Annotated in this window: 7 protein-coding genes; 1 reads left to right on the forward strand and 6 read right to left on the reverse strand. The window is 47.5% G+C overall.

The genetic code is table 11. The features are described 5' to 3' along the window. Positions 1-61: 61 nt before the first annotated feature. The 6 genes from B0I27_RS00635 to B0I27_RS00660 form a co-directional block, all read right to left on the reverse strand. Positions 62-1,528 carry an aminoacyl-histidine dipeptidase gene (locus B0I27_RS00635; RefSeq protein ID WP_106290368.1) on the reverse strand — a complete coding sequence of 489 codons (1,467 nt, stop codon included), beginning with the start codon at positions 1,526-1,528 and terminating at the stop codon, positions 62-64. Between the two features lie 79 nt (positions 1,529-1,607). After that, positions 1,608-3,644, reverse strand: coding sequence for a M13 family metallopeptidase (locus B0I27_RS00640; RefSeq protein ID WP_106290370.1), 2,037 nt, complete (start codon positions 3,642-3,644; stop codon positions 1,608-1,610). 240 nt (positions 3,645-3,884) lie between these two features. Continuing rightward, positions 3,885-4,748, reverse strand: coding sequence for a glycoside hydrolase family 16 protein (locus tag B0I27_RS00645; RefSeq protein ID WP_106291173.1), 864 nt, complete (start codon positions 4,746-4,748; stop codon positions 3,885-3,887). Positions 4,749-4,804: 56 nt separating this feature from the next. Beyond that, on the reverse strand, positions 4,805-6,190 hold the full coding sequence (locus B0I27_RS00650; protein WP_106290372.1) for a PKD domain-containing protein: 1,386 nt from the start codon (positions 6,188-6,190) through the stop codon (positions 4,805-4,807). Between the two features lie 15 nt (positions 6,191-6,205). Next, complete coding sequence (locus tag B0I27_RS00655) at positions 6,206-7,783, reverse strand: RagB/SusD family nutrient uptake outer membrane protein (protein ID WP_106290374.1); 1,578 nt, start codon at positions 7,781-7,783, stop codon at positions 6,206-6,208. A gap of 8 nt (positions 7,784-7,791) precedes the next feature. Next, a complete protein-coding gene (locus B0I27_RS00660) occupies positions 7,792-10,890 on the reverse strand; it encodes a SusC/RagA family TonB-linked outer membrane protein (protein WP_106290376.1) in 3,099 nt (1,032 codons plus the stop codon). A 515-nt stretch (positions 10,891-11,405) separates the two neighbouring features. On the opposite strand from B0I27_RS00660, the gene B0I27_RS00665 reads away from it, so the two are divergent. Continuing rightward, positions 11,406-14,300, forward strand: a complete 2,895-nt coding sequence (locus tag B0I27_RS00665) for a triple tyrosine motif-containing protein (RefSeq protein ID WP_106290378.1) — start codon at positions 11,406-11,408, stop codon at positions 14,298-14,300. The last annotated feature ends 25 nt before the right edge of the window (positions 14,301-14,325 follow it).

The following is a 14,325-nucleotide window of genomic DNA, read 5'->3' on the forward strand; positions in this document are numbered from 1 at the left end:
CCCCGACACCTATTAAATAAGTAAGGGGGCGAGGGGTGACTACTATCGTAAGCACATGTTCCTATGCTTTGGTCGGTATATTGGCCAATATCTCCAGCAGGAACTTCCAAAACTTCTGCACGGAGCTTATAGAAACTCTTTCAGCGGGCGAATGCGCTCCCCGGATTGTCGGCCCGAAGGAGATCATATCCATATTCGGATAGTTTCTTCCCAGTATACCGCATTCCAGACCTGCATGGCAGGCAACAACATCAGCTTTCGAATCATTCTGATCCTCATAAATTTTTATAAGCACTTTGAGGATCTCAGAATCAGGGTTCGGTGTCCAACCCGGATAAGAACCCGAGAATTCTACATCACATCCCATCAGTTCAAACGCAGCACTCAAGGAATTAGCAAGGTCAAACTTGGATGATTCTACAGATGAGCGGGTCAAGCATTTAATGCTGATACTTCCTTTCCCAGCGGATACCCGTGCAATGTTATTCGATGTCTCAACGAGATCTTCCAACTCCGTGCTCATCTTATAAACGCCATTGTGTGCAGTGTAAATGGCCTGAATAAGAGCTTTTTGTTCGGCCACAGGCATGACCCTGGCGGGTACAGTATCCTGCTTATCAAAGGTGATGGCTAAGGAAGGCTCGGTACTGCGGTATTCGAATTTGATATCATCGACTGCTACCTGCACGCTTTGGAGGAAGGCCACCTCCCTATCAGGTTCAACTACCGTCAGAGCCACACTCTCCCGTGGGATAGCGTTCCGTAAGCTTCCTCCCTGCAGATTTGATATTCTCAGTCCGGCATGCTTCTCAGCCTGAAATAAGATCCTGTTCATAATCTTATTGGCATTGCCGAGTCCCTTATGGATGTCCATTCCTGAATGGCCGCCCTGTAGTCCTTTTACAGTAATCAGATAGGACAGACTCTTCTCCGGGACAGGCTCCTCAACATAAGATTTCGCCGCAGTGACGTCAATTCCCCCGGCACAGCCTATGTCAATTTCATCATCTTCTTCCGTATCCAGATTGAGCAATATTTCACCTTTCAAAACACCACCTTTTAATCCCATCGCACCGGTCATCCCCGTTTCTTCGTCCACAGTAAAAAGTGCTTCAATCGAAGGGTGAGCAATCGTCTCAGAGGCAAGGATCGCCATAATGGCTGCCACACCAATCCCATTATCAGCGCCCAATGTAGTGCCTTCAGCACAAACCCAGTCACCATCAACCAACATCTTAATACCTTGCGTCGTGAAGTCAAACTCCGTATCGTTATTCTTCTGGTGTACCATATCCAAATGGGATTGTAATACCACCGTCTTCGCGTTTTCCAAGCCCGCTGTTGCAGGCTTTCTGATGATGATATTTCCGGTTTCGTCTTTATAAGCATCCAGTGAAAGCTTTGCGGCGAAGTCCATCATAAATGCAATCACCTGCTCTTCCTTTTTAGAGGCACGTGGCACAGTATTCAGTGCATCAAAATTGCTCCACAGCTCGCGAGGTTCCAGCTGCGCTATTTCGTTATTCATATTTTATCAATTCTAGTAAGGTGAATTTCAGTGCTTTTGAACAAAAAAGGCTGCCGGAATCTTCGGCAGCCTTTTTCTGTTACCAGATGCGGATACGCTCTTCTGGTTTTTTATACAGCTTGTCGCCAGGCTGCACATTAAATGCTTCGTACCAGGCATCCATGTTTACCGGAGCGCCGATAGTGCGGTATTGTCCTGGTGAATGCGGATCTGTCAGAATAAACTGAGCAGCAGTTTCCGGGAGAATGTTGCCTCTCCAAACCTGTGCCCACGACAGGAAGAAACGCTGATCTGGAGTAAATCCATCAATCTTGTCATTCGACTGTCCTTGCTTAGTCATCTTAAAAGCTTCGTAAGCAGCATTCAAACCGCCAAGGTCACCTATGTTCTCACCCATCGTGAATTTGCCGTTTACATGCAAAGTGTCAAGTACGGTGTATTTGTCGAATTGCTCACCCAAAGCCTTGGTCTTTTCTTTAAATCTGGCAAGATCTTCTGCGGTCCACCAGTTACGCAGGCTTCCGTCTTTGTCATACTGACTGCCGGAATCATCAAAACCGTGAGACATCTCATGTCCTATTACCGCACCTATGCCGCCATAATTCACGGCGTCATCTGCATTCGGGTCAAAGAACGGGAATTGGAGTATACCGGCAGGGAATACGATTTCGTTCATAACCGGACTGTAGTACGCGTTTACAGTTGGTGCTGTCATACCCCAGCGGCTGCGGTCAACCGGTTTGCCCAATTGGCCTACCATTTCGTTATAAGCCCAAGTATCAGCATTACGAACATTCTGGAAGAATGTGCCTGATGTAATAGCCAGTCCATCGTAGTTTTTCCATTTATCAGGATAGCCAATCTTCGGTCTGAAAGCGTGAAGCTTAGCCAGTGCTTTTTCCTTCGTTACATCGCTCATCCAGTCCAGATTCTTGATTCGAATCTCGAAAGCCTTCCTCAGGTTTTCCACAAGAACCTGCATTCTTGCTTTAGCCTCAGGCTTGAAATATGTTTTCACATAAAGCTGTCCCAGGAGATCGCCGATAGAATTGTCGGTGAGAGATGACATTCTTTGCCATCTTGGAGTCTGCACCCGCTGACCCGATAGTACCTGGTTATATTCAAATTGAGCAGCAACAAACGGCGAGCTCAGGTATGAAGCAGAGTTTTTCAGGACATTCCATTTAAGATAAACTTTCAGGTCGTTTACAGGCGTCTGTTTTAACGTGCTGTTCAACGCAGTAAAGAAAGACGGAACACCTACCAGAATGGTATCTTGCCCGCTTACCTTCAGCTTGCTTAACATAGAAGGCCAGTTAAAAACGGGCGTGTTTTTGCTGAACTCAGAGATAGCAAACTTGTTATACGTTTTGTGTGGATCACGAAGCTCCACGCGGCTAAGCTGGTCTGCAGCTAGTGTTTTTTCGAAATTAAACACGATGTCTGCATTCTTTTTTGCCTCTGCTTCTGTTGAACCGGTCAGACGGAAAAGCTTGGTCATGTATGTTTTATAAGCCTCCTGGATTTTCAGACTTCTTGCATCTGATTTCAGGTAGTAGTCGCGGTCAGGAAGTGAAGTCCCTCCCTGTGAGAGCTGCGGTACCATGTTGTTAACATTCTTGCGGTCCTGACCCACATAGAAGCTAAAGAATGGAGAAGCTAATCCGCTCGTGCGAAGCACTGCTGCTTCGTTCAAGATACCGCTAAGATCTTTGATGGAATTGACGCGGGCAAGATCTTTTTTGATAGGGGTATATCCCAACTTTTCGATCGTCACGCTATCCATAGCAGCGGTATAGAAATCGCCTACTCTTTTTTCAGGAGAACCGGCAGGTGCGTTCTTGTTGCCCGCAGCTTCTTCAATAATGCCCTTAACCGCATTGATATTGAAGTCGCGTAGCACGTTGAAACTTCCCCAACGCGTTTCTTTGGCAGGAACCGGATTGTTTTTAATCCATGTACCACTGGCATACTCGTAGAAATCGTCGCCGGGTTTTACTGAAAGATCCATATTCGCAGGATCGATAAACTTAGTCTGAGCAGACTGTTGAGCCTGAGCCTGAAGTTGAAATGCAACCAGACCAGGTAGAATTAAGTGAAGGTATTTACTTTTCATGAATGATTATAACGCGCTTCTATATGAGAATATGGTGCAAAACTATTGATTTTACATTTCAAAAGTAAATGCTCACATAATTAAGGCGTTAAAAAGCTAAGGAGTACTTAAGACGAAAAGGGTTTACGGTAGGCGCTTACTCAGCCTGTTAAAAGCCCTAATGCAACCTGAGAAGGTTGTTGGATGTCAAATGAGCCAGCGGCCGCAACTGCAGCCCCTGGTCTCGGCATCCCGCATTACTTACTTATCAATCATTTTGTATACGCGTACGTAGTCTACTTCCATTGATTTAGGGAAGATAGTATCATCTACACCTTGCGCCCCGCCCCAGTTTCCGCCTACTGCCACATTCATCAGCAAGTGAAAGCGTTTGTCAAACGGCCAGGCGGCATAGCCCTGTCCGTTATTGATAAACTCAAAAATGAGCTCATTCTCAATATAACCGCGAATGGCATAGGGAGTCCAGTCGAGGCGATAGAGCTGAAACTCATCAAACGCCTTGGGAAACTTCTTCGATACGCCTTTCTGCGTATTGATCGAGTGGTTGAAGGCCTCCGTGTGAACAGTCACATGTATGACTGTGGGGTCGTAACCAACATGCTCCATGATATCGATCTCCCCCGACTTTGGCCAGGTTCCATATGCATTATCCGTCGGAAGCATCCAGAGCGCAGGCCAGGTACCGCGACCTGAGGGTATCTTCGCCTTTATTTCTATACGTCCGTAGAGAAAATCTCCCTTGCCTTTGCTGACAAGGCGGGCGGATGTATAAGCGTTTGCTCCCGAGTTCTCCTTCCTTGCCGTGATGGTCAATATGCCATTGTTCACGCTGGCATTACTTAGGCTGTTGGTGTAATTCTGCAGCTCATTATTTCCCCATCCGGTTCCACCCAAATCATAGCCCCATTTAGCGGGATCAGGTGCTCCGTTGGTATTAAACTCATCAGCCCAAACGGGATTGGTCTCAAATGCCCAGCCTTTGTCTGTCGGCGGACCTGTTTCTACGACCGTCGGGTCCTTTGGAATGGGTTTCAAGTCTGCTTTACCTGAACATGCCATGAGCAGCCCGGCAAGTACTACTTTACCAATGATTAGTGTTTGCATGTTAAATATCTTGATGTTCTGAATCATTATATGCCTTTCTTTAGGTAGCGAATACGTTATTGAAGCTCAAATAAGCCGAGATAGAAAATCCCTGGTGTCTGATGTCCCTCGCCTCCGGGTTGGATAACGATCTGGTCATAGATCGTTGTGGATGAGATAGCTGAGAAATCGAATTCCAGTTCCACCCATTGGTTAAGCTGAGGTACTTGCTTTATAACCTCGGTTTGCGTCTGCCAGGCATTTCCGCCCGCAAGCGAGTTCTGAAGTTTTACGGCGACCTGCTGCTTTACTGCCGGATACTCATTTCCTCCGGGGAAGAAAACCTTCATTTTGAATTTATTACGGGTACTCAGATCGATGCGGTAGTCAAGAGTGGTCTGAAGATTGCCATACTGGTTAGCTTCTCCCTGCAGGCGCTGGTAATAGGCTACCTTTGCATCAGTATGAAGCCCCTGCGGGAATGGATTGTCAAAGTTTGGTTTATAGATGATGGCGTCTGCCCTCCATGGAATGGTACCGGTACCATCGAATTTATCCAGGAGATTTGCCGTCTTCAGAGGTTTCTCAACAACCGGACGGGTGAATCCTTTTGGTACAAGTTTCAGATACCAGGCATTAGCGGGGGTAGCCTTATCCGCCGCCTTCAAGTACAGCTCCGTATCATTCAGTGCCAGGATCTCATATTTTGACATGCCGGTGTAGTAAGCGATAAATCCGCCGCCTGAAATGGAAAGGAACTGTTTTCCGCCTTCTTCTGTGATACTCCATTTCATTCCGGTGGGTGGAGTGTAGCTCACCGCCCGGTCATCCCCGGGGCCGCCACCATTAATTCCTGCGGCGTTCGCCCCATTGGCAAAGGTTTCTCCGTTGTTTACATAGGTATAAGCGAGGTTATTACTGAGTGTGAAAGTCATTTCGTCATCGTAAAAACCGAGGTCTTTCTTTTCATTCGGAGCGGCTGTATACCACTCTGGTACGGATTTCTCTGCCGGACCCACCCCAAGGTGTCCGGAGGCTTCTTTGTCGATAACCCATGTTTTTCCGGGTACATTGCTTCCTCCGCCTGTCAGGAAATTATAATCCGCACGGTCGAGCATCTCCGGCTTGGTCTGTGCGATGTTAATTGTTTTCGTACTGCTCGCAGAACCGCCACTGGTGTATATGGTCAGTTTGACCACATAGTCGCCCGAAAGAGGGAAGGAGCCGGTAAGCTGGTCGCCGGCTCCGGTCTGTCCGTTACCTAGATCCCAGATGGCCCTGTTTACAGGTCCTGATTCGTTTTTGAAGGTAATGATATTGGCATTGTCGGATGAGGGACTCGCCGAAAATTTCACCTGCTCTTCAGAAGGAGCGGGTCCGAGTTCAGGATCTTCCACCTGGCAGCCGATCAGTCCTGTTGCTATATAAAGCAGGAGGACCAGATTATTTATATGTGCTTTCATCTTAATCGGGTAATTTTAAAAGTTGGGTTTAAGTACTCCGGCGCATTGATCAATCTCACTTTGAGGGATTGGGAAGAGACCGCGCGTCGCCGGATTGAACGTGACGTTAAAATCTATCTGATCCCCTACATAACCTGGACCCCGCTTGTTCTGGATACTGATGTTTTGGTTTGCAACAGTCAGTCCCTGCCGTAAAAGATCCCAATAGCGATGTCCTTCCAGCGCCAGCTCAACCCTTCGTTCCTGATAGATGTTGGCCAGGGTCGCTGGTTTTCCGGGCAGGTCAACCCGGTCTCTTACACGGTTGAAATAGGTCTGGGCCTGAGTTCCTCCTGTAGTTACTTCCAGCTCTGCAGCCATCAGCAAAACATCTGAGAAACGGATTGACCGGTAATTGTTCCCCCAGTTCAATTCATACTGCCCGTTAATAGGCCTGTATTCGTTCGTAGTCGTGTACTTTTTGCTGAAGAAGCCGGTATGCTGATACCCGGTTGAAACTGCGCCGCTCAAATCATCTGCCTGAGACAGAATGGTAGCGCCCCTTCTTGGATCGTTGGGTTCGAAAGCGTTATTCAGCTCCTGGGTTACCGGGGCAAAGCTCCAGCCGGAGTTGTAATTTGGATCACCGTTTATGCGTGGGCCTTGCATCAACGGTTGCATATTGCCCTCACCACCTTGAATATAGTTCCAGTCGAACCAGGGATTGTCGCTTGAATAAGAGATTTCCCAAACGGATTCTTTACTGAACTCGTTGGCCTTGCTGAAGTTATCGGCATAATTCTCCAGCAAGGTGTGCCCGCTATTATCAATCACATCCTTAAGTTGCTGCAGAGCGTAGGCTGCGTTAACCGGTGTGCTGCCCGCCTGTAGATCGCCATTATAAACCCCTTTGTAAAACAAGTATACTCTTGCAAGCAAAGCCTGAGCAGACCAGCGGGTAGCATGTGCTTTGCTCGTGCGCAGGTCGGCTTTTTCTAAAGCAGGGAACGCTTCGATAAGGTCCAGGGCAATTTGCCCGAACATTTGTGCGGGCTCCGCTGCAGGGCTGCAGTATTCGCCGGGCGACTGTGGCGCTAATATCAGAGGGATGTTTCCGAACCACTTCGCCAGATCAAAGTAAAAATGGGCTCTGAGAAACTTACATTCCGCAGCAATTCTGTTTTTCTTATCCTCGCTCATAGGAATGTCCGGAAGCTTCTGCAGCAGCAGGTTAGCCCGGTAGATGCCGGTGTAATGATTAGCCCAGTACACCCTGGTCAGCGAGTTGGTGGTCAGCATATTGTGCTGGTCTATCTGGATCATATCGGGAGAGTCTGAACGACTGGAGCCACCTGCAAAGGCGTCATCAGAAGCAATGTCAGACATCATGGGGTCGGGACTAAAACCTCCTCCTCCGGCATTAGTATGCCATTGAAGTGCATCATAGACGCTGTTAAGCGCTTCCTGCGCATCTTTTTCCGTCTTATAGAAGTTCTGCTCCACGCGATTATCCAACGGTGCCAGGTCAAGAAAATCTTTACAAGAGGAAATGCTGCCAAAAAGTAAACCTGACAGTAGGAATATGGAGAGTTGTTTTTTAGTTGCTTTCATCATTTCTCGGGTTAAAAAGTAGCACTTAAACCAAACCGGAATGTCCGCGCCTGCGGATAGATCCCGCGGTCAATACCGATATCCAGACTGCCACGCGCTCCGATTTCAGGGTCGAATCCTGTATAATTCGTCAGCGTGATCAGGTTATCGGCAGAAGCGTAGAAACGAATCTTCTGAAGCCTGATCTTTTGGCTAAGCTCCGTTCCCAGGGTGTAACCCAGCTGCAGGGTTTTCAATCGCACGTAATCGCCATCTTCCAGGTAGAGGTCTGAAATCTTGGTGTAATTGCCATTGTTATCACTCGAAGTGAAACGAGGCATATCGTTGGTGCTCCCTTCGCCAGTCCAGCGGTTTAGAAACAAGGTTTGCATATTAGAGGAGGAGAAGTCGTGTCGGCGTGTCCCGTTAAATATTTGGTTACCAAACGCTCCGGTGAAAAATCCATTTAGGTCAAACCCTTTAAAGTCGACGCCGAAAGTGAAACCTGCGGTGATCTTAGGGGTAGGATTGCCGATCATGGTGCGGTCGTCCTGATCAATCTCCCCGTTGCCGTTCCTATCTTTAAATCGCACGTCACCTGGCTGCGCCAGAGGTTGAATACGGGTTCCATTCACGCTGTGAGCATCAATTTCAGATATATTCTGGAAGATGCCGTTGGTTTCGTAGCCGTAGAAATATGAAAAAGGCTGTCCCACCGTGCTTCGCTCCACCTGGCCGTATGTGGAGATACCGGCTCCCGGAAGAATCCGTTCCGCATTATTAATTTCAGTTACCTCATTCTTGTTGAAGCTACCGTTGACGCCGGCATTGACTTTAAACTCTCCAAAATTCTGCTGATAGTTCAGAGCGAGCTCTATACCTGAATTCCTGACAGAACCCCCATTGGCTGTGCCGGCTGCCACACCTACGCTAAGCGGGATAGGCACCTGCAGAAGCCAGCCTTTGGTCGTTTTGATATAGTAGTCGGCGGAGAAAGATAAAATATTGCGCATAAAAGAAAGGTCGAGCCCGATATCAGTTTGTTCAGAGGCCTCCCATTTGATATCAGGGTTGGCAATGTAGGAAGGGGATGCGCCGTTGATATACCCGTTGCCGGTGCCGTTATAAAAGGTGTAGCCGCGTCCAACCCCAATTACTGCCGCCCATGGATAATCACCAATCCGGTCATTTCCGTTTTGTCCCCATGAAGCACGTAACTTCCCGAAGGTCAAGAAACTGCTCTCTGCCAGGAAGTTTTCTTCTGTAAATATCCATCCGGCAGAAACGGCTGGAAAATACCCGTAAGGGTTGTTCTTTCCAAATTTCGACGATCCGTCGCGTCGCAGCGATGCTGATAACAGATATTTATTGTCGTAGCTGTAGTTAACACGTGAAAATAAAGAGAACAACGCATTCTCTGATGCCCCTCCGGTCGCTTTCGCTGAACCGGCGTCTACGGCCAGATTGAGGTAGGCCATATTGGGATCGCTTACGACAAGCCCCGTATTAGATCCAAAGAGTGTTTCACTGTTTTCTTTCCGGCTGGTCGTTCCCAGGGTGAGTCCCAGGGAGTGATTCTCCCAATCCTTATTGTAACTCAGCACGTTCTCGGCCTGCCATGTATAATAGCGGTCCACATTCTTGTTGACACTTGAATTGGCGTTCTGCTGTGCCGCGTTTAGATAGAAGATGGGGCTGTAGTTGTTTCCGTTAACATAGCCAAGGTCTATGCTGAAAGCGGAACGAAACGTAAGGCCCTCCACGATTTTCAATTCCGCATAGGTGTTACCCACGATCTTGTCAACGCGGGTCAGGCCGTTCAGAACAGCAAGCCGGGCGAGGGGGTTCACTACTTCCTGCGTTACGTATGGCGAGATGCCGTAGAAATTTCCATTTGGATCTCTTACCGAATTAGGATTATACTTGGCGGTAACCGCCGGATCGGTTTCGATAACCGGAGTGATGGGGTCAAGATTGATGGCGTTATTAATTAAGCCTCCAAACTCTTGATTGGGATCGATGGCTGACCGGCGGATATGAGAGTACGCCATATTCGCGCCCACCTTTAGAAACTCCTTAACCTGGTTATCCGAATTAACACGGAAGGTATAGCGCTTAAACTTGGACTTGTCGCCACCCACGAGTCCTTCCTGATCAAAGATGGAAAAATTGCCAGCAAAGCTATTTTTTGCTGTACCGCCCGTTACTGACACCTGATGGTTGTTTATTGGGGCATTGGTCTGGAATAATGCCTTTTGCCAGTCGGTTCCTGTTCCTGATGGATACTTGCTGACATCCGGGAATGGAATGGAGCCGCCGCCGTTAGCTGCGCCTTCATTCATCATCACAACATATTGACGGGCATCTAGCAGGCGCATTTGTCGCCAGGCGTTCTGGATGCCGGTGTAGCCATCATAGGAAACATGCATCCGTCCGTCCTTGACACCGCTCTTGGTTGTGATGAGCACCACGCCGTTTCCACCTCGGGCGCCGTAGATGGCTGCCGAAGCAGCATCCTTTAGTACATCCATTGACTGGATATCGGCAGGGTTCAGGTAATCAATGCCTCCGACCTGAAATCCGTCAACTATATAAATTGGAGAGGCATCGCCGTTGGTGCCTATTCCTCTGATACGAACGGTAGGGGCATCGCCCGGCTGACCGGAAATATTGGTAACCTGGACCCCGGCTACCCGCCCCTGAAGCGCCTGCTCCACACGTTGAACAGGTGTCTGCGTGATGTCATCGGGCTTCACAGATGAGATCGCGGAAGAAATCTCTCTCCTTAATTGCGTTCCATATCCGATTACTACCACTTCGCTGAGGTTGGTAGCCGTCTCCGTCATCGAAATGTTGACAGCGCGAGAATCCGTAACGGTGTAGCGCTGGCCTTCCAGACCGATCTGGCTGAAAACAAGAACAGATCCCGCTTTGGGAACGCGAATGCTGAATCCTCCCTCAGGATTTGTTGCTGTACCCAAAGATGTTCCCTGAACGGTTACGGTAACGCCAGGCAGAGGTGAGTTGTCGCTTTTGAGCGTGACTTTTCCTGATATCTGCAAATCCTGGGCGCTCAGGTGCATTGCATACAATAGCAGGGCCAGTAAAAAAGAGGTAATTCTTTTTTTCATAACACATTGGTTTTTGGTTAGTTGACAGGATGGCTCCTGTGTTCAAACAAATATATACAGCTTTAGGGCTGAACGATCATTTTCAATCTCCTAAATCAACTATACATAACCACGGAACCCCTCGTATTGCCCCTACATTACCACTACACGACACGGATTTTTTGCCGAGGTTGTCATTATTTATAGTTTCTGTTTGAAAAGTAAACCCTACGACCGCGACCTTTTCGGTCGCTTTTCAAATTAGTGCATAACTACGATAAGGAAAGGAATCTTCCTTATTCCTGGCAAAGACATTGCTTATATGCAGCCCATAATATATCGAGATTATGCCGTGATAAGTCCGACGTTAAGCTCATCAAGTCGGACTTATCATGGCATAAAGACGGCTTGGATACGCCTTGATTCAGAGGTCATAGAGGGTGCCAGTAGATCCAGATACGCTACTTAAGACAACCGCGAAAAGGCCGTGATTAAATAATTGACCGGAATAAATACTATGATTAGATTTACTGAAGATGAAGCCTCTCCACCTAACCATTCTGATCAGCTTTTTCTTTTTGTGCGCAAGTGCCCAGAATCCGATCGGGCTGCCGCAGATTGTAAATTATGACAATCTGCAATACAAAGCAGGCATCCAGAACTGGGCAGTAGACCAGGACCGGGAGGGGAGGGTGTACTTCGCCAATAACGAGGGGATGCTATCTTTTGATGGGAAGCACTGGAGGTTGTACCCTTTGCCTAATAAAACAGTGGTTCATGCAGTGAAAGCTACTGATTCGGGGCGGATATACGTCGGTGCACAGGACGAAATCGGATACTTTGAACCGGATAGTCACGGTATTCTTACTTTCAGGTCACTTAAATCTTTTATCCCGGGCTCAAGCAGGCAATTTGCCGATGTTTGGAACATCTGCCAGGTTGGGGAGATGATTTTTTTCAGAACTACCGATAAGATCTTTTATCTGAAAGATAACGCTATTAAAGTGTTTCGTACCGGATCGGAATGGTTGTTCCTGGGGCAGGGGGAGAGCGGGATATTCGCCCAGGAGAAAAATAAGGGACTCATGATCTTCAGGGATGGAACATGGCAGATCATGTCCGATGATAAGATTTTTAAGGAAGACGTGATCACGGCTGTGCTTGATTACAAGTCCGGCGTACAGCTTGTGGCGACACTCAAACACGGTCTCTACTTACTGTCTGAGGGAAAGCTGAGCAGAAAAGAAACGGTATTGGATGGTATTTTCGGTGCCAGCTATATTTATAGCGCTATCGCCGTTAATAAAGATTGGTTTGCAATCGGCACAACCACTTCGGGTTGTTATATAATAGACAGGGCAGGACGCGTCGTGCAGCAATTTTCAGCGAACGAAGGCTTGCAGGCAAATTACGTTCGAAATCTTTTGGTAGACAAAGGTAAGAATCTCTGGATCGCTCTTGATGACGGTCTAAGTATGGTTGCATTCAACAGCGCGATCAAGCAGATCTTTCCGGACGCTAAGAAACAAATCAGCAGCTACTCTGCGAGAATTTTTGATAAGCATTTATACGTGGGTGCTTCGAACGGTTTGTTCTACCTGCCACTGGATATGGGAATTAGAGACCTTAGCTATTCAAAAGGGAAGTTTGAGGAGGTAGGTAAATTAAAAGGGCAGGTATGGGGACTTACGGAGATCAACAGGAAGTTATTGCTCGCCCATGAAGATGGAGCATTTACCGTTAGCAAGAGTTTACTTAGCCCACTAACGGGTACGCAGGGGACATGGTTGTTTGAAGCCTTGTCGTCGGTGGAGCCTTCGAGTCATATCATGGCAGGAACCTATGAAGGGCTGCAATTGTTGGAATATGAAGCTGGCAGGTTTCCAGGAGGGAAGGCGGTAGGGCCGCTGGAGAAGACCTCGCTGCGGTTTATGGGCTATGATGGCGGCAGCAATACCGTTTGGGCGTCGCATCCCTATCGTGGAGTGTTCATGCTGAAGCTATCTTCTGATTTCAGCCGAATAACCAGCAAGAAGATACTCACGAAAGACGACGGACTTCCTTCTACTCTTGGCAACTACGTATTTCAGGTCAAGAACCGGATAGTTGTCGCTACAAAAGATGGGATCTATGAGTACGATGACAACAAAAAAAGATTTCAACGTTCTGACTTTTTCTATCCCTACCTGAAGAATACCGCCGTTCACTATCTAAAAGAAGATCAGGCGGGAAACGTTTGGTTTGTCCATGAAAAAAAGCTGGGCGTGATAGACTTCTCAACGAAGCGGGGTGAAAGCGCTGTAGTTTACATTCCGGAGCTTACTTCCAGAATAGTCTCTGGATTTGAGCATGTTTATCCTTATGATCAGCAAAATATATTCGTGGGATCCAATAAGGGTATCTATCACATCAACTTTGATAAATACAGGGCACAGCGTAATGAGCTGAACGTACTGCTGGCACAGGTTAAAGTTTTCGGAGAAAAGGACAGTATAGTATTTGGTGGATACGGTAATTACAAAGGAAATAGTCCGATTGAATTGCCGTACCATAATAATTCCGTTCAGTTTGAGTTTGCGTCGACCCTCTTTGAGCAACAAAATAATATTGAATTCAGCTACCAGTTAAGCGGTTTCGACAGTCAATGGTCGGCATGGAGCACGAAAGCAGAAAAGGAGTACACCAACCTTCCTTCGGGTACTTACATTTTTAAAGTCAAGGCCAGAAATAATCTGGGGAACCAGTCTGCTGTTCTTGAATATCAGATTGCAATCAGTCCGGCCTGGTACGAGACCTGGTGGTTTTATCTGTGTAGCTTTCTGATAGTAGCCAGTTTAATCTTATTGGTTATCAGGAGGCAGCAAAAGCAACACCTGAAAGAACAAGAGCGACTGAAATATCTGCATCAGTTGGAGCTTGAACATAACGAACGGGAGATCGTGAAGCTGCATAATGAGAAGCTGACTGCAGATGTGGATTATAAAAATAAAGAGCTTGCCTCGATTACGATGCATCTTGTTCAGCGCGGTAAGCTGCTTGCCAGGATAAGGGAGGAACTTTTGCAGGAGACTAAAGAGAACAATAACGGGACGGAACTTAAACGGGTTATACGAATGTTAGCTGAAGCGGAGAAAAGCGATTCGGACTGGACGCAGTTTGCCCGCCATTTCGACCAGATACATTCGAACTTTCTGAGCCGCCTGAAGGAACGCTTCCCTGATTTGAGCTCCAACGACCTCAAGCTCTGTGCTTATCTGAAGATGAATATGACATCCAAGGAAATTGCCCAGTTGATGAGTATTACCATTAAGGCGGTAGAGGTAAGTAGATATCGTCTGAGGAAAAAGTTGCAGATCCCGTCGGACGTTGCGCTGTTTGATTATCTGCTGAGGGCTATCGGTTCGAAGGAGCAAGAGCCCCGGATAGAATAAAAGATCACTATCAGGGAACTTTTCC

This window comes from Arcticibacter pallidicorallinus (assembly GCF_003002875.1).
In the GTDB taxonomy this organism is placed as follows: domain Bacteria; phylum Bacteroidota; class Bacteroidia; order Sphingobacteriales; family Sphingobacteriaceae; genus Arcticibacter; species Arcticibacter pallidicorallinus.

Bases quoted from the DNA above. Each gene is read 5' to 3' on its own strand.
- B0I27_RS00635 (WP_106290368.1), bottom strand. From the start codon at position 1,528: ATGAATAACGAAATAGCGCAGCTGGAACCTCGCGAGCTGTGGAGCAAT.
- B0I27_RS00640 (WP_106290370.1), bottom strand. From the start codon at position 3,644: ATGAAAAGTAAATACCTTCACTTAATTCTACCTGGTCTGGTTGCATTT.
- B0I27_RS00645 (WP_106291173.1), bottom strand. From the start codon at position 4,748: ATGCAAACACTAATCATTGGTAAAGTAGTACTTGCCGGGCTGCTCATG.
- B0I27_RS00650 (WP_106290372.1), bottom strand. From the start codon at position 6,190: ATGAAAGCACATATAAATAATCTGGTCCTCCTGCTTTATATAGCAACA.
- B0I27_RS00655 (WP_106290374.1), bottom strand. From the start codon at position 7,783: ATGATGAAAGCAACTAAAAAACAACTCTCCATATTCCTACTGTCAGGT.
- B0I27_RS00660 (WP_106290376.1), bottom strand. From the start codon at position 10,890: ATGAAAAAAAGAATTACCTCTTTTTTACTGGCCCTGCTATTGTATGCA.
- B0I27_RS00665 (WP_106290378.1), top strand. From the start codon at position 11,406: ATGAAGCCTCTCCACCTAACCATTCTGATCAGCTTTTTCTTTTTGTGC.